This window comes from Bacillus sp. S3, assembly GCF_005154805.1.
Taxonomy (GTDB): domain Bacteria; phylum Bacillota; class Bacilli; order Bacillales; family Cytobacillaceae; genus Neobacillus.
This window is the reverse complement of the sequence record NZ_CP039727.1, coordinates 650,353-666,559: the sequence shown is the minus strand read 5'-3', so window position 1 is coordinate 666,559 and position 16,207 is coordinate 650,353. Positions and strand designations below refer to the sequence as shown.

The 16,207-nt window shown below is 42.8% G+C and carries 14 protein-coding genes; 4 read left to right on the top strand and 10 right to left on the bottom strand.

The window, feature by feature from the left end:
- Positions 1 to 48: 48 nt before the first annotated feature.
- The 9 genes from FAY30_RS03070 to FAY30_RS03030 form a co-directional block, all read right to left on the bottom strand.
- Positions 49 to 1,674 carry an ATP-binding protein gene (locus FAY30_RS03070; protein WP_149868516.1) on the bottom strand — a complete coding sequence of 542 codons (1,626 nt, stop codon included), beginning with the start codon at positions 1,672 to 1,674 and terminating at the stop codon, positions 49 to 51.
- A 151-nt stretch (positions 1,675 to 1,825) separates the two neighbouring features.
- Positions 1,826 to 3,247 (bottom strand): sigma-54 interaction domain-containing protein, encoded by a 1,422-nt coding sequence (locus FAY30_RS03065; RefSeq protein WP_149868515.1) that lies wholly within the window; start codon positions 3,245 to 3,247, stop codon positions 1,826 to 1,828.
- Positions 3,248 to 3,360: 113 nt separating this feature from the next.
- Positions 3,361 to 4,146 carry a 3-hydroxybutyrate dehydrogenase gene (locus FAY30_RS03060; protein ID WP_149868514.1) on the bottom strand — a complete coding sequence of 262 codons (786 nt, stop codon included), beginning with the start codon at positions 4,144 to 4,146 and terminating at the stop codon, positions 3,361 to 3,363.
- Positions 4,147 to 4,177: 31 nt separating this feature from the next.
- Positions 4,178 to 5,617, bottom strand: coding sequence for a GntP family permease (locus FAY30_RS03055; protein ID WP_149868513.1), 1,440 nt, complete (start codon positions 5,615 to 5,617; stop codon positions 4,178 to 4,180).
- Between the two features lie 332 nt (positions 5,618 to 5,949).
- Positions 5,950 to 7,131, bottom strand: coding sequence for an acetyl-CoA C-acetyltransferase (locus FAY30_RS03050; protein WP_149868512.1), 1,182 nt, complete (start codon positions 7,129 to 7,131; stop codon positions 5,950 to 5,952).
- On the bottom strand, positions 7,124 to 7,798 hold the full coding sequence (locus tag FAY30_RS03045) for a 3-oxoacid CoA-transferase subunit B (RefSeq protein WP_149868511.1): 675 nt from the start codon (positions 7,796 to 7,798) through the stop codon (positions 7,124 to 7,126). The genes FAY30_RS03050 and FAY30_RS03045 overlap by 8 nt, the downstream gene beginning before the upstream one ends.
- Positions 7,795 to 8,457 carry an acetate CoA-transferase subunit alpha gene (gene atoD / locus FAY30_RS03040; RefSeq protein WP_149868510.1) on the bottom strand — a complete coding sequence of 221 codons (663 nt, stop codon included), beginning with the start codon at positions 8,455 to 8,457 and terminating at the stop codon, positions 7,795 to 7,797. Before atoD ends, FAY30_RS03045 begins: the two co-directional genes overlap by 4 nt.
- Before the next feature lie 248 nt (positions 8,458 to 8,705).
- The gene (locus FAY30_RS03035; protein ID WP_149868509.1) at positions 8,706 to 10,166 is read right to left on the bottom strand and encodes a substrate-binding domain-containing protein; all 1,461 of its coding nucleotides are present in this window, start codon (positions 10,164 to 10,166) and stop codon (positions 8,706 to 8,708) included.
- 178 nt (positions 10,167 to 10,344) lie between these two features.
- Positions 10,345 to 11,577 (bottom strand): Zn-dependent hydrolase, encoded by a 1,233-nt coding sequence (locus FAY30_RS03030; RefSeq protein WP_149868508.1) that lies wholly within the window; start codon positions 11,575 to 11,577, stop codon positions 10,345 to 10,347.
- A gap of 394 nt (positions 11,578 to 11,971) precedes the next feature.
- On the opposite strand from FAY30_RS03030, the gene FAY30_RS03025 reads away from it, so the two are divergent.
- The 4 genes from FAY30_RS03025 to FAY30_RS03010 all read left to right on the top strand — a co-directional run bounded on the left by FAY30_RS03025 (position 11,972) and on the right by FAY30_RS03010 (position 15,115).
- The gene (locus FAY30_RS03025; protein WP_149868507.1) at positions 11,972 to 13,033 is read left to right on the top strand and encodes a YeiH family protein; all 1,062 of its coding nucleotides are present in this window, start codon (positions 11,972 to 11,974) and stop codon (positions 13,031 to 13,033) included.
- 106 nt (positions 13,034 to 13,139) lie between these two features.
- On the top strand, positions 13,140 to 13,652 hold the full coding sequence (locus FAY30_RS03020; protein WP_149872568.1) for a hypothetical protein: 513 nt from the start codon (positions 13,140 to 13,142) through the stop codon (positions 13,650 to 13,652).
- Between the two features lie 97 nt (positions 13,653 to 13,749).
- On the top strand, positions 13,750 to 14,334 hold the full coding sequence (locus FAY30_RS03015; RefSeq protein WP_149868506.1) for an RNA polymerase sigma factor: 585 nt from the start codon (positions 13,750 to 13,752) through the stop codon (positions 14,332 to 14,334).
- A complete protein-coding gene (locus FAY30_RS03010) occupies positions 14,324 to 15,115 on the top strand; it encodes an anti-sigma factor (RefSeq protein WP_149868505.1) in 792 nt (263 codons plus the stop codon). Before FAY30_RS03015 ends, FAY30_RS03010 begins: the two co-directional genes overlap by 11 nt.
- Positions 15,116 to 15,176: 61 nt before the next feature.
- Here the strand turns inward: FAY30_RS03010 and mglC are convergent, their stop codons facing one another.
- Positions 15,177 to 16,199, bottom strand: a complete 1,023-nt coding sequence (gene mglC, locus FAY30_RS03005; RefSeq protein WP_149868504.1) for a galactose/methyl galactoside ABC transporter permease MglC — start codon at positions 16,197 to 16,199, stop codon at positions 15,177 to 15,179.
- Positions 16,200 to 16,207: the final 8 nt, after the last annotated feature.

Genomic DNA, 16,207 nt, shown 5'->3' with positions numbered 1-16,207 from the left:
TTCGTGGACATTGTCCACGGGTGGTGCCTGACACCCTTACTATTATTCTCAACTTGCCAATGGCAGTTTTATTTCGACTATGGTTCCTTCTTTTAATTTGCTTTTATAGACTATGCTGCCGTGGTGCTGTTTTAGGATTTTGTGGCAGATCATGATGCCGAGTCCTGTTCCTTTTTCTTTTAAACTATAGAAAGGCTCACCTAAGCGAGGCAGTAATTCCTCGGGGATGCCGCAGCCTTGATCTTGAACAGAAATAATGCACTCATCTGTCAGCCCCTTTCGAAGGTTAACCTGAATGTCTCCGCCCTGCGGCATTGCCTCTATCGCGTTCTTGAAAATATTTAAGAACACCTGCTTTAATTGATTCTTTTCCCCTGTAATCATAAATGATGATTCCTCAAACTGTAAGTTAAATTGAATGTTGTTCAAAAGAGCCTGGGGTGATAATAACTCGAGTGTATTTTCAATTAAGTCTCTTACATCAATTACGTTGAGCTGCACGGCTTGCGGTTTCCCCAATGTGAGAAGTCCGCTAGTAATACTTTCAATCCTTTCTAATTCACTTAAAAGCAGGTCATTATATTCAATCGAACTATTTTCCGCTTTATATAATTGAACAAAGCCTTTAATGGTGGTAAGAGGATTGCGAATTTCATGGGCTACTCCGGCAGCTAATTCTCCGACAATCGAGAGCTTTTCAGATTGCAAAAGAATTTCTTCGGATTTTTTCCGTTCGGAGATATCACGGCTGATCAGGACGATATTCTCTATCGCTTCTTTTTCGCCTTTAACAGGCATACAGCGGGACTCCACTTCAATCCAGCGGTCTTCCTTATGCTTCAAACGAAACTCCAATGATTGGGACTCTTTCTGTTCAAACATCTTCAAGATTGCCATTTGAAACTTCGTCACATCGTCCGGATGAATAAACTTGCATAATTCAATCCTTTCCAGTTCACAGCATTGGAATCCTAACACATGCTCGTGCGAAGGAGAGAAATAACTGATCGACTGCTCTTTATTCATCACCATGATGAGGTCAGACGTATTCTCTGCGATAAGGCGGTACTTTGATTCACTTGCCTCCACCATTTTGTACATTTCCGATAATCGATTATTTAAGCGATACAGCTTTAAATATGACTCAATAAGTAATACCCCAATGATGACACCTAACATCACGAATAATAGATATTGAAAATGGAAGAAAGGTTCATCTCTAAATACGTTAAATATGATGGGTATAATGATTACATAGATGAATAGATAAGCTCCATATAAAATAACACTTTTTTTCACAGGGGTAAGACGCTTTGTATACAAATGGATGAGAGAAAAAACAATCATGATGATGGTCCATCCGATAATAGCCGGACCCCAATGACCACTTGAAAACAGTCTGGAGGTCAAAGCAAATATCCCGGTAATAAAGCCTGGTGCGGGTCCAAAATAGGCAAAAACCAGAATGACTGGGGCGTAGCGAATGTCATAGGAGTACCCATTTTGTTGAAAAGATAGCGCTACGAGGATAACCGAAACAATTCCACCATACAATCCGACCCAAAAATCAACCTGCTTCAGCGGTTTAAGATTAATGAATGAACGAATGATTAACGGCGTACTTACTAATAGTGAAAATATCGAGAGATTAATAATGTAGTCTAAAAGAACCAACTGACTCCCACCCATACTATGTCGAATTTATCCTATTCTCTCTTATCTTAAACTACAGTTAGTACTATTTCCATATGGTAGATATACTTTTTATTGGAATTTTCATCCATATAAGCAAGAGAATTTATTAGTTTGAAACCAAGCCCCATTCCTATTTAATATCATGCAATTTGCATTTTTCATAAAAACTGGTTTTTCCTATTTCCAGCAGCTTGGCGGCATCCTGCTTATTTCCATTTGTCACGGCCAGTGCTTGGAGAATCGCTTCCTTTTCAACTTTGGCAAGCGCATCCTTTAATGGAGAGATCGATAGTTGCTTATTTACTAAAGGATCCTTCATAACCGTATTTGTTTCGTTCATGTGGCTGGCCACCAACTCTTGGTCTCGTAAATATAGCGGCAGGTGGTATACGTCAATCATTTTACCGTCTAACACATTGATCGCCCGCTCAAGCACATTTTCAAGTTCACGAATGTTTCCCGGCCATGTATGCTGCATCAGCCTTTGTTCTACCTCCGTAGAAAGTTCAATTCCTCTTCGAAAAAATTTACCTTCCATCTTTTTCAATAGTGTCATAGAAATTAATGGAATGTCCGCTTTTCGCTTTCTTAGTGGAGGTATCTCGATTTTGATTACATTTAACCGGTAATATAAATCCTGACGGAACTTCCCTTCTTCCACCATTTTTTCTAAATCGCGATGGGTAGCAGCAATGATTCGGACATCAATAGGGACAGATTTTTGTCCGCCTACCCGCTGCACTTCTTTTTCTTGTAAAACTCGCAAAAGCTTACTTTGCATCGATAGCGGCATATCACCGATTTCATCTAAAAACAAGGTTCCATTATTTGCAACTTCAAACTGCCCCTTCTTTCCGCCCCGTTTCGCACCGGTAAAAGCCCCTTCATCATAGCCGAATAATTCTGATTCTAGTAAATGCTCTGGAATCGATGCGCAGTTGATGGCAACAAATGGCAGGGTCGACCGACCGCTATCGTTGTGAATGGCATGGGCAAATAATTCCTTCCCAGTACCTGACTCACCCGTTAATAACACAGAAGAATTGCTGGCAGAGATACGTTCAGCTAGTTTTTTTGCAGCGAGAAATGATGCACTATTTCCAATTAAATCATGAAAATGGTATTTACTTTTTAACTCTTTTTCCACTTTTGTTTTATAATATTTCAGTTCTTCCGCCAGATTCTGAATCTTTGTTTTATACATCCGCCATTCCTCAGGATTACGAAACATCACTGTTCCTAAGGCGCCTACGATTTCACCATCTACAATCAGCGGAAAGCGGTTTGCAACCATTTCACTTCCGTTTATCGGATGAACTGCAGCAAGCTCTTTTTGGCCTGTTTTAGCGACGATGTGCATACGCGTATTTTCAATCACATCTTGTACGGGGCGGTTGATGGCCTCTGCAACGGTCGTTCCTAAAAACTCACAATAAGCCTCATTTATATAGAGAATAATACCGTCACGATCGACCACAACAATTCGTTCTGCCAGAAGATTAATGATTTGCTCATGCCAATTAAGTGGAATCGCTTCCATTCCTCGGTGCATCTTTTCACGCCCTTGCTAGATTTGATAAGTTCATTATAACAAAAAGTAAATTGGCTGTTACCCCGATAAAAAGAATCCTATTCCCTGTAATCGAATAGGATTCTAGAACTCTATTATTGAGCAGTGTATCCGCCATCCAAAATAACCGCCTGACCAGTAACGCCTCTGCCTTTATCACTAGCCAAAAAGACAGCATAGTCTGCAATTTCCGTTACGGATAAAAGCCTTCTTTGCGGCACGAGCGGGAATAGAACCTCTTCAATTACACTGTCTAAGCTAACATTTCTTGTTCTAGCCAAATCTCCCAGCTGATTTCGTACGAGCGGCGTATCAACATAGCCAGGGCATAGGGCATTCACGGTAATTCCATGTGCAGCACCTTCTAATGCGGCAACCTTCGTCAAACCAATTACACCGTGCTTTGCACTATTATAGGCAGCCTTCCCTGCAAACCCGATGACCCCATTAATGGAGGCCATATTAATAACTCGACCGAATCCTTGCTTTTTCATTATCGGGAATACATGCTTTATCCCGATAAACGGAGCAGTAAGCATGATTTTTAAGAGCAGCTCGAATTTTTCAGTAGGAAATTCCTCAATTGGCGAAACGTATTGCATTCCGGCATTATTCACTAAAATATCTAGGCTTCCAAATGTTTCGTATGCTGACTGAAGGCTTTTTTTGAAAGCTTCTTCATTCGTAACATCACATGGAGCTGACAATGCTTCAAACCCCTGCTCTTTTAATGCAGCCGCTACCTGTTTACTTTTTTCGGCATGTACATCTGAAATCACCACTTTCGCGCCTTCCTGTGCAAAAGTTTTTGCGATTTCCAATCCAATCCCACTTGCAGAACCTGTAATAAATGCTGTTTTTCCTTCTAATGACTTTTTCATACAAGATCCTCCTTAAATGACTAACGGACTTTTAAATAATTCCAAAGATAGAATAAAGCGCGATGACGAAGAAAACAGCTATTGTTTTAATGATGGTAATAGCGAAAATATCGCGGTACGATTGCTTGTGAGTTAATCCTGTAACAGCAAGCAAGGTAATAACGGCCCCGTTATGCGGAAGTGTATCCATTCCACCCGATGCCATCGCGACAACACGGTGCATGACTTCTGGCGGAATATTAGCTGCCGCTATCGCCTGATTGTATTTATCAGCCATCGCCCCTAACGCAATCCCCATTCCACCGGAGGCAGACCCGGTAATACCGGCAAGGGAACTAGTTGTTACAGCACCATTGACAAGCGGATTCGTAAAGGTATTCGAGATACCATCACTAATTTTCGCAAAGCCTGGAAGTGAGGAAATAATCCCGCCAAACCCGTATTCGGCCCCTGTATTCATGGTGGCAAGCAAGGCACCGGCAATACTTAGATTTAGACCTTCTTTAAAATTCACGGTAACGCGCTTCCAATTGTAAGCAAGTGACGAGACAATCCCGACGACTAGCGCCATTTCAATCGCCCAAATCGCTGCAACCGCCGCTACATCTACTGAATAGGCTTTTAAACCGATCGCTGAAAAATCAAAGCCATTCGGATACCATTTTGGTATGTAGGTAATGAATAGTTTATTTGTCACCCCTACGAGAATCAGCGGGACAAATGCCATTATTTGTTTGAAAACAGATTGACTAGAAGTTAAATCAGGGGCAGATTCATCCTTTTCCTCTGATACTGCCAACTCTACGGCTGCAGCAGTCTCTTTTTTGAAGCCATAGTACCCTTCTCCTGCTTTTTCCGCCTTTTTCCTTCTCATCTCCAGATATAGCAGTCCAAGACCTAAGACAAAAATAGCCCCGATGATGCCAAGTGTTGGCGCGGCATAAATATTCGTTTTAAAGAAGGCTATTGGAATGACGTTTTGAATTTGCGGCGTTCCCGGTAAAGCATCCATCGTAAAGGTAAAGGCACCAAGTGCTATGGTCCCTGGGATGAGCCGCTTCGGAATATCAGCTTGTTTGAACATTTGTGCAGCAAATGGATAAATGGCAAAAACAGCTACGAATAGACTTACACCGCTGTAGGTTAAAATAGCCCCCAATAACACAATCGTCAGCATGGCGCGTTTTGCACCAAGCATGCGGACAATGGTCTTGGCAATGGACTCAGCAATCCCCGACATTTCCACTACCTTCCCAAAAATGGCGCCTAATAAGAAGACTGGGAAGTAGGATTTAATAAACCCAACCATTTTTTCCATGAACACACCTGAGAAGAACGGTAAAACATGGCTTGGGTCAACAAGCAGTACCGCCAAAAGTGCACAGAGTGGCGCAAATAAGATAACTGAAAAACCCCGGTAGGCAACAAACATCAGCAGTCCAAGTGACAAAAGAATAATAAATAATTGCATGCAAATCCCCCTTTTTTGTTTTTTGTAAGCTTCACATAGCTGTTAATGGGTAAGCGTTTACAAATTGAAACTTACATAATTTAGTTGCAATTTTCATGCCAACTTTATCACCTTTTCTGAAAAATAAAAGTATTGCCTCTATTATTCAATTAAAATACATATTTCTAAGTTTATAAACATAATTAAATTAAAAAACCTACCTGTTATTTTGAAATGAAATTCCGCTTTTCCGGAAAATAACCAAGGTGTAATTCCGAAAAAACGGAATTTTCCGCCTTTTCGGAATCGCTTTCTTGCACGCATGACCCCGGCTGTGGTTAGGAACCCCACAATTATTCCATTTCCACAATGGTCGCAATCCCTTGACCGCCACCGATGCAAAGTGCTGCCAGCCCGAAACGTGCATCCCGGCGTTTCATCTCGTGCAGTAAGGTGACAAGTACCCGTGCACCACTGGCACCAATCGGGTGACCTAAGGCAATGGCACCGCCATTGACATTTAGCTTTTCATTTGCAATTTGCAGTTCACGTTCGACTGCCAGCGACTGCGCGGCAAAGGCTTCGTTTGCTTCGACTAAGTCTATCTCCTCCATTGTCAGTCCTGCCTTTTCCAAAGCCTTTTTAGTAGCAGGCACGGGCCCAATGCCCATTATTTTCGGGTCCACTCCAGCCGTGCCATTGCCGCGGATTACCGCCATTGGTTTAATGCCTAGTTCGCTTGCCTTTTCCCTGCTCATTAGGACTAGCGCGGCCGCCCCATCATTTATACCAGAGGCATTTCCAGCTGTAACGGTTCCTTCCTTTTTAAAAGCAGGCTTTAGTTTTGCAAGCTTTTCGGCTGTTACCCCGGCACGTGGAAATTCATCTGTTTCAAAAACGATAGGCTCGCCCTTTCGCTGTGGAATCACGACGGGAACGATCTCATCCTTGAACTTCCCTTCGTTGATTGCTGCTTCTGCCTTTTGCTGGCTCCAAGCAGAAAACGCATCCTGTTCTTCTCGGCTTAAGCCATACTGCTCCGCGATATTTTCTGCTGTCACCCCCATATGGCAGGAATTCAAGGCACATTGCAAACCATCCTGTATCATACTGTCGATGATTTTCCCATCGCCCATCCTGTATCCAGTCCGGCCATCCGTCAATAGGTAAGGTGCTAGACTCATATTTTCCATTCCGCCGGCGACAACAATTTCAGCCTCCCCGGTTTGAATCGCCTGAGTGGCGAGATGCACGGCCTTTAATCCAGAGCCGCAGAGTTTATTGATGGCCATCGAAGAAACCTCTATGGGCAAGCCTGCTTTCATAGCAGCTTGGCGGGCAGGGCCTTGGCCAAGGCCGGCTTGAAGAACATTTCCCATTACCACTTCATCCACTTGGTCGCCTTTTATGCCCGCATGGTTTAACGCTTCCTTGATTACCAGTGCACCTAACTCTACGGCAGGGGTATTACTTAAAGTCCCCATAAAACTGCCAATGGCTGTCCGAACAGCGCTTACAATTACAACATCACGCATGAATCGATTCCTCCTGTATTTTTAATCTAGGGCTAACAATAAACGCTGCCTCTGTTTTTTCCCTTACCGTCGCTAAATCAGCACCCTCTTGAAGTTCTTCTAGAACCAATCCTTCGTCAGTTACGCAAAAAACAGCTAATTCCGTGACAATCAAATCGACAACACTTTTTCCGGTAAGGGGCAAACGGCATTGTTCAAGTACTTTTGACGATCCATTTTTGGCCATATGCTCCATCGCGACAATAACTTTCTTCGCCCCTGTGACCAAGTCCATTGCCCCGCCCATGCCGGGAACCATTTTTCCAGGAACCATCCAATTGGCAAGATTTCCTTTTGCATCTACTTCTAATCCGCCTAGAACAGTTACGTCCACATGCCCCCCACGGATTAATTCGAATGAGAAAAGACTGTCGAAAAAAGCACCACCAGGAAGAATACTGGAATGCTGTCCACCGGCATTGACTAAATCAGGGTCAATCTCTCCTTCCAAGGGTCCGAGGCCAATATAGCCATTCTCCGATTGAAGGATCACGTTGACGTCCTCTGGCAGAAAGTTCGGCACCATCGTTGGCAATCCGATTCCCAGGTTGACTACATCCCCGTCCTTCAATTCCTTCGCTACTCGGGCAGCGATTAATTGCTTTGGATTTACGAGCGTGCTGTTCATGATTGACATCCTCCCTGAACAAAAATTTTATCAACTAGGATTCCTGGGGTCATAACCTCATCCGGGTCAATCTCGCCGACTTCCACAAGCTGCTCCACCTGAACAATCACAGTATCAGCAGCCAACGCCATCAACGGATTGAAGTTCCGAGCGGATCGATGATAAATCAAATTTCCCGCTCTATCTGCTTTAAATGCCTTAAGAAGGGCAACTTCTGCACGCAGTGGTTTTTCGAGCAGATACTCCTGTCCATCGACCATAATCTTTTCTTTCCCCTCTTCAACAACCGTTCCAACACCTGTCGGGGTCAATACCCCGCCAAGACCGGCCCCCCCGGCACGTACACGTTCCGCAAGTGTTCCCTGGGGAACAAGCTCCACTTCCATTTCACCAGCAATCATTTGCCGGCCTGTTTCCGGGTTCGTTCCGATATGGGAGGCAATTACTTTCTTTACCCGTTTGTTTACAATTAATGGCCCTACGCCGGTTTCGACGAAAGCGGTGTCATTCGCAATCAAAGTAATATCCTTAACCTCTGCTTCAAGCATGGCATTGACAAGTGCCTGTGGTGTACCCACTCCCATAAATCCACCTGCCATAATGGTCATTCCGTCCGAAAACATTGATGAAGCTTCTTCAATTGAAATGATTTTATTCACTTAAAAGCACCTCCTGAAAAATAAATGAAGTTCATTTTCCTCACACCTATTTCTCATGCAAGATATGTGCCAACCAAATACCCAAGCGAATAAATTATTTTAAAAAAGAGGGGAAGCGTATCTCGCTATGAAGCAGTGAAAAATAAAAAGCGAAGAGCCACAAAAACGCTCCTCGCTTTTTCATTTGGAATAACGCATCATCGTGTCCACCTGAGGAGGACAAATGTACTTTAATGGTGCCTGACACCCTACTCAGCAGCTTTAATGTAGCCAATTCTTTCAACTATCTCTTGCCCTTGTGGTCCCTGCATCCACTCTAAGAATGGTTGTATTGTCTGTTTTGGGTTGCCTTTCACCGTAATTGCGTAGAGGGAGGCGGTGAAGGGGTATTTCCCGCTCGCAATGTTTTCGGGATTTGGTTCCACCCCATTAATGGCCAGCAGTTTAATGTCTGGTTTTTCCTTCATCCCAATTGCAAAGAAACGGAATGAAAAGCCAATTGAATTATCATAATTGCGATAATCTGCTACCTGTTCAATAATTCCGCCCATCCCTTCAGGTACATCTTCCTTTAGAGGCTTCATAATTGGTGTATCACCCATAATTTTTTCCAAAAGTGTTTGGCTGCCGGAGTTTTTTGGACGCTGAAAAGCAATAATTTTCTTATTCTTCCCGCCAACCTCGGACCAATTTTTCATTTTGCCAGAGTAAATCTCTTTAATCTCAGAAACCTTTAAGCTACTAACTTGATTACTAGGATTGACAAAGAAGACAAAGGCTTCCTTGCCAATTGGAGTCATGACAAGTTCTTTCCCATCCTTCTTCGCCATTTCCAGCTGCTCTTTCGACGGAACGGCGCCGAAGTAAATATCTACATCACCGGATAATAGGCGTTCATAGGCATAAATGGTATTGGTAAAACTGACTACCTCTCCCTTCTCCCCCATCACTTTTCCAATATCCTCATAGGCTGCATTGGCAAATGCCGAGTAAACCGGAAAGGCCGCTTCAGCCCCATCTAAAATCGGCATCTCGCTTGGGTTCTTGATTGTAAATGTCGATGCCTCCGTCAGCTTTGGCAGCTTATTATCTGGATTCGTCACTTCATAAGGCGTTAAGTCCGTACTAGAGTAGCCGCCGCCATATTTAAAACCATAGGATGGCAAAACGGTTTGACTGCGCTGCCATTTAACTGCTTCACCGGTACCCATCGCAAGAAAAAACACAGTCAATACCAGCAGCTGCTGCTTTAAATTAAAGATTGGCCGCATCTTGCTCATTATCATTACAGCCAATACCCCTCCAACAAATGCTAACTCATAAGCGAGCGGTGCCCATAGAAATAATCTTCCCTCACCGGAAAACATCGCGATAAAATAGATAGGTGCCAGTGCCAGGTGAAGAAGGCAATAGAAAAGCCAGGTATTTGCCCCGAAAAACCCGCCGCTGATCAGCATAAACACGGCCCATAATACAGCTGTAAAGGCGAGCGGCAAAAGGAAGAGAGTGAAAAGTTCCGGCAATCTGCCAGACTGAGCCCGCTTCTTACTGATGAAATATCCTGCGAGAAAACCGCCGATAATTAGAGGCAAAAGTGCAGCAATCATAATATCATCCAGTCCCGTGGTCATTAAGGTAAATGCAACGATAGACAACACAAAAGGAATTACACCGAAATTAAATAACAAAAGCAAAAATCTTCCTCCCATGATAATCCTCCCTTTCACAGTAAAATGTATGTATCTTCACTTTATATTTTAGTGTAATTTTACACTTTTCCCATCTATTTTACAATAAAAATATTGTAATAGTTTCATAAATAAAAAAAGACTCTTCCGCAAGTAAAAGCGAAAAAGTCTGCTTGATGAATTTGATTCATGTTGCTGCTTATTTTGATAATAATGTTAAGACTGTATCTAACACTACATTTACCCCTTTTTCACAATCTTCCCAGGTCGTAAGTTCTTCTTCACAATGGCTTTTTCCGTTAATACTCGGAACAAACAGCATCGCTGTTGGGACATAGCCGGCAATAAATTGCGCGTCATGACCGGCGCCTGAGACCATTCTTTTATGAGAAAAACCAAGTGACTCTGCTGATTGTTCTAACGTATCACAAATTTGCGGTGCGAACCAAACCGTATCCCGATTCCATAATTTGGTCGTCTTGACCTCGCAGCCCTCGTTAACGCCTAAATGCGGCAGGCTTTGAATGAAATCCTTCACGGCGTTGACGATTTCCATATCCTTGTGTCGTGCTTCAAGTGTAAACACAACCTTATTTGGAATCACTGTATGGATGCTCGGATATACGTTCACTCTGCCAATGGTGAAAACTAATTCTTCGTCCATTGCACTTAAGTGTTTGCGGATTTCGTTAATTAAGTTATTGGTCGCAAACAGAGCGTCCTTTCTCATGTTCATTGGAGTGGTCCCGGCATGATCCGATTCGCCGGTTACTTCTATTTCATAACAAGCCATCCCGACAACACATTCCACAACACCGATAGTCAAAGCTTCTTTTTCTAAAATCGGTCCTTGCTCAATATGCAATTCCAAAAAGGCAGTCGCTTCTTTCAAACGGTTCTCGGCTTCCCCCTCGTACCCGCTCGCCTTCAGTGCCTCCCCAAAGGTAACACCCTCTGAATCAGCTTTTTTTACCATATCCGCTTTATCGAACTTGCCGGAAAGGACACCTGAAGCCATCATTGAAGGTTCAAACCTTGCGCCTTCTTCATTTGTAAAATTTACAATTGTAATTGGAATGCGCGGTTTCAGGTTATTTTCAACGATCGTTCGAACCACTTCTAACCCGGTTACAACTCCCAAAACACCATCAAAGCGGCCGCCCTTTTTTACCGTATCCAGATGAGAGCCAATCAAAATCGGCGGTTTATCCTCGGCACCAGCTAGTGTTGCATACATACAGCCCATATCGTCGACCTTGACCGTCATCCCCAATTCTTCGCAGCAACTCCGGAAGTACTCCCTGACACGGCAATCCTCATCTGATAAGGACAACCTTGTAACCCCATTATGTTTTGTCCTGCCAAAGTCAGCAAACCTTTCCAACTCTTGTTTCAGTCTTTCCCCATTAATCAATAGTTTTTGTTTTTGCATGACTAAACAACTCCCTCGTTAATATGAGATGAAGAACGGTTTTATGTAAGTTTTAAATCTCATGGAGTAAAAGGCGGATTTAAGTTACTGCAACGGCAACGGCCTTTCATAATGCAAACCGTTCCATACCCAAGGTAATCTATAAAATAATTTATATAAATATTCAGTTATTTTAATTATATAATACACCTGCTAGTTGTCATTAGACAAAACATAAAATTTTTCAGGTAAATGATTTGATAGTTTGTATGACTCCCATCATTTTGCCCTCATTACTAATCATTGGCCTATTTTATTTATATAGTTTTATTATTATCCTTATTATATATCTTTATTTCCCTTATGTACGTATCAGGAGTATTCTGAGGATAGAAACTTAACTGAGGTGATAGAAATGGGGAGTCAGAGTGCAAGAGCTATCTCATTAAACGAACAGGCAGGCCAGCAGCAAAAAAAGCCGCAGCCCAAACCTTCCTTAGCGTTATGGTTAGGAGGAATCGCCTTTACTGTTGTCATCGCGGCAATCGGTTACGTATTAGCAAAAGTTCCCGGCTTTGATCGTGTCGGCCCGCTTGCATGTGCCATTGTGATTGCAGTCATGTATCGGCAATTTTTCGGTTATCCCGAAAAAATTCGAGCGGGGATTCAATTTTCTTCGAAACGCTTTTTACGTTTTGCAATTATTTTATACGGGTTAAAACTGAATATTGATATCGTGCTTCATCAAGGACTTGGTCTGCTTGCACGTGATATTGGTGTGATTGCCTTTGCGATATTATTTACCGTATGGCTGGGAAAATTACTGAAAGCTGAAAACTCTCTTGTCCTGCTCCTTGGGGTCGGAACTGGAGTGTGCGGGGCAGCAGCGATTGCAGCCGTATCACCAATTATCAAAGCAAAGGATGAAGATACCGCTATCGGTATAGGAATTATTGCACTTGTTGGGACGATTTTTTCCATTACCTATACGATTCTAAGGCCTTTTCTCCCGTTATCAGCGATAGATTATGGCATCTGGAGCGGAATCAGCCTCCACGAAATTGCCCATGTCGCTTTAGCTGGAGCTCCGGCAGGTCCGGATGGATTAGCCATTGCCCTTTTGGCAAAATTGGGCCGGGTGCTGTTACTTGTTCCTTTATGCTTTATCTTAATGTATTGGGTAAAAAGAAAAAGTTCAAGCAGTGCTGGAGATTCGAAAATTGAATTTCCTTGGTTCCTGATTGGCTTTATTTTGATGAGTTTGTTTGGAAGCTATGTTCTTGGCAAATCCATTCCATTTTCAAAAACTGCCATGGATGGCGTTGCCAATGCTACGACCTTTATTTTGACAACTGCAATGGTTGGTCTCGGATTGAATGTAAACTTAAAGGACCTGCGGACTAAAGCGGCCCGGCCGTTGATTGCGATGTTGATTACGTCGGTCATCCTCTCCATTGTTACATTTTTTATTGCTTAACCGTATCCGCTTACTAGATTGAAAATAGTTCATTTTTTTATCGAACCGTTTTTACTCCTCCTTCGTTACCTTTATTGAAAAGATCAGTAAAAGGAGGATTTACATGATGAAAAAGTGGAATTGGATTGTCTTATTTCTTTTAACAGGAGTGCTGCTTGTTGGCTGCAGTTCTAAAGAAAAAGCGGAGGATACACAGAAAAATGATCAGGCAGAAGCAGTGTCAAACGAACCAAGTGACAAGAAAACAGAAGAATCCTCTCAAGAAAATGTGCCTGCACTACAGCTAATGGAAAATGAAAAGACCGGCAAATATCTGACTGATGCTGACGGTAAGGCACTCTACTATTTCAAAAATGATAAGCCAAATACTTCAAACTGCAGCGGTGAATGTCTGCAAAACTGGCCATCCTTCTATAAGGAAAACTTTGAGGTTCCAGAAGGCTTTAATAAAGATGATTTCGGCACCATTACCCGTGAGGATACAGGTGAAAAGCAAACAACCTATAAAGGCTACCCGCTGTATTATTTTGTTAAAGATCAAGCGTCTGGGGATGTAAACGGACAAGGGGTTAAGGACGTTTGGTTCATCATTAACAGCGAAACAACCTTTACACCATAAGCATGATACGAAAGGACTGCCCTTTTTGGCAGTTCTTTTTTCTCTTTACCTTGTCTTATACTTAGTAAAACTTTTTCATAAAGGAGAGAATTTGGCAGTGAAATCAAAAACGGACGAGGAACTGATTGCATTAATTATCCAAAAACATCGACCGGCGCTTGAAGAACTGTATGATCGATATGTAAAGCTCGTCTACAGTTTCTCCTTTAAATTAACTAAAGGTGATAGAGAGAAAACGAAAGAAATTGTCCAGCAAGTCTTTCTCCGAATTTGGACAGTGAAACGGCCCTACAACCCGCTGCAAGGCAAATTTGTAAACTGGCTGCTCACCATTACCCGAAACATTGCCATTGATAGTATACGAAAAGAACAAAAACAGCCTGGGAGTGTCCAGCTTGAGCCTAATGAATGGGGGCAAATGGAGGATCAGGAAACAGAAAGTGTACCTCTGCAAGTTTCAAAAAGTCTATTAAAGCAGCAAATTCAAGAAGCCAAGCAACATCTTTCCGAACCACAGCAGCGCCTCATCAATTTATTGTACTGGGAAGGCTATTCCTTAAGTGAAATTGCGAAAATGGAACAAAAACCACTTGGTACCATTAAAAGCCGGCTGCATCAAACATTAAAAATACTTCGTAAATATTTCAGTAAAGAAACAGGAGGTGTTCAGCATGGAAGATAAGTGCGAAAACCTGTCTTTATATATTATTGGTGAACTGTCAGTCCATGAAATGGCACAATTCGAACACCATCTAAAAACATGTAAACACTGCCGGAAAGAAGTAAATTCTTTAAAGGAGACATGGCAGATGCTTTCTTATGATGTCGAAGAAATGGATGTCCCAGAATCACTAAAAGCGGAGGTCATGGATTTTATTTTTCAAGAAAATGGGACAGCATCACTAGTTCAAGTGAAGGCAGCTAATCATCAGTCAACTTCACCTGTTGTTGAAGTCGAACGAAAAGAGCACCATTTTCTTGATAGGTTAAAAGGAGTTCTAGAAAGGCACTTTTCAGCTTTATCTGCGGGTATTACAGCAGTTTTACTAGCAGGAGTGATTGGGCTTTACTGGAGTAACCTTCAATTGAAGGAAAACATAACCGCATTGGAAAACAAAACTGGTTCTCAGATGCAAATTGTCCGGACATTTGACTTAAAGGGGATGAATTCAGCTGCTGCGGCAAGCGGAAACGCCTACCTTCTTCAAGAAAGCAGTGACAGCGTACTTGTTATAGAGTTATCTAAGCTCCCAAGTACAAAAGATGAGGAAGTATATCAAGTATGGCTCTTAAAGAATGGCCATCGGCAAAGTGCTGGCACCCTAAAACCTGACCTAAATGGTAAAGGCATAATCACCAGCCGTCTGCCAAAAGACCTCTCTTTTGATGACATCGGAATCACGCTAGAGCCCAATCCAAACAACACACAGCCCCAAGGCCAAAAAGTCATCGGGACATCCTAACATATTCTAAACGACAGTGTCCACCACCCGTGGACACTGTCCACGAATGGTGCCTGACACCCTATTTTTTCTTAGCGTGTTTGCGCATGTCGAAGGCCACTGCAACGATGATAATTAAGCCTTTTACGATGAATTGGATATATGGGCTTACGCCGAGGAATGCGAGGCCATAGTTAATGACTTGGAAAATTAATACCCCTGTGACAACGCCAGGAACGGTTCCAATCCCGCCGGAAAGGGATACGCCGCCAACAACGCAGGCTGCAATGGCATCGAGTTCGTACATGTTACCAGTGTTGTTCGTCGCACTTCCGACACGGCCTGCCTCCAATGTACCTGTTAAGCCATAAAGAAGACCGGCAATCGTATAGATGATAATCAGATTTTTGGCGACGTTAACACCGGAAACCTTAGCGGCTTCCGGGTTGCCGCCAATCGCGTACATATTTTTACCAAGCTGAGTTTTATTCCAAATTACCCAAATAATGAGAGAGACAATAATGGCATACAAAATGAGATAGGGGAATTCATATGACCCTACTTTAATTCCACGCTGGGCAAAAGTGGTAAACTTTTCACTTAAACCCCCGATTGGCTGGGCGCCATATGGCGGACGGTCAAAGTAAATCGAAGTTAGTCCGTATACCCCAATCATCATACCGAGTGTTGCGATAAACGGCGGCACATGAAATTTCGAAACGACTACACCGTTTAATGCAGCAATTAGACCAGTTGCTGCCATCGCAATTATAATCGGTACAAACAGCGGTAATTCAGGCAGGTTAGGATACATTTTATAGGCATAATCCCCAGCCTGGAGCATCGATGCCGAAATAACAGCGGCAAGACCGACCATTCGTCCTGCTGACAAGTCCGTACCTGCAGTAATTAAGATACCGGCAACCCCAAGTGCGATGATGATCCTTGATGAGGATTGTGCCAAAATATTGATTAAGTTGGTCATCGACAAGAAGTCCGGTGAAGCAATGACAATCCCTACAACAAGAAGGACTAACACTACATATATAACATTATCAACAAGCCATTTAGATACATTCGCTTTTTTTGAAGCCTCCGTGTTCATTTCCGTCG

Bases quoted from the DNA above. Each gene is read 5' to 3' on its own strand.
- FAY30_RS03050 (WP_149868512.1), bottom strand. From the start codon at position 7,131: ATGCGTGATGTTGTAATTGTAAGCGCTGTTCGGACAGCCATTGGCAGT.
- FAY30_RS03060 (WP_149868514.1), bottom strand. From the start codon at position 4,146: ATGAAAAAGTCATTAGAAGGAAAAACAGCATTTATTACAGGTTCTGCA.
- FAY30_RS03030 (WP_149868508.1), bottom strand. From the start codon at position 11,577: ATGCAAAAACAAAAACTATTGATTAATGGGGAAAGACTGAAACAAGAG.
- FAY30_RS03035 (WP_149868509.1), bottom strand. From the start codon at position 10,166: ATGGGAGGAAGATTTTTGCTTTTGTTATTTAATTTCGGTGTAATTCCT.
- FAY30_RS03025 (WP_149868507.1), top strand. From the start codon at position 11,972: ATGGGGAGTCAGAGTGCAAGAGCTATCTCATTAAACGAACAGGCAGGC.
- mglC (WP_149868504.1), bottom strand. From the start codon at position 16,199: ATGAACACGGAGGCTTCAAAAAAAGCGAATGTATCTAAATGGCTTGTT.
- FAY30_RS03055 (WP_149868513.1), bottom strand. From the start codon at position 5,617: ATGCAATTATTTATTATTCTTTTGTCACTTGGACTGCTGATGTTTGTT.
- FAY30_RS03065 (WP_149868515.1), bottom strand. From the start codon at position 3,247: ATGCACCGAGGAATGGAAGCGATTCCACTTAATTGGCATGAGCAAATC.
- FAY30_RS03045 (WP_149868511.1), bottom strand. From the start codon at position 7,798: ATGAACAGCACGCTCGTAAATCCAAAGCAATTAATCGCTGCCCGAGTA.
- FAY30_RS03010 (WP_149868505.1), top strand. From the start codon at position 14,324: ATGGAAGATAAGTGCGAAAACCTGTCTTTATATATTATTGGTGAACTG.
- FAY30_RS03020 (WP_149872568.1), top strand. From the start codon at position 13,140: ATGAAAAAGTGGAATTGGATTGTCTTATTTCTTTTAACAGGAGTGCTG.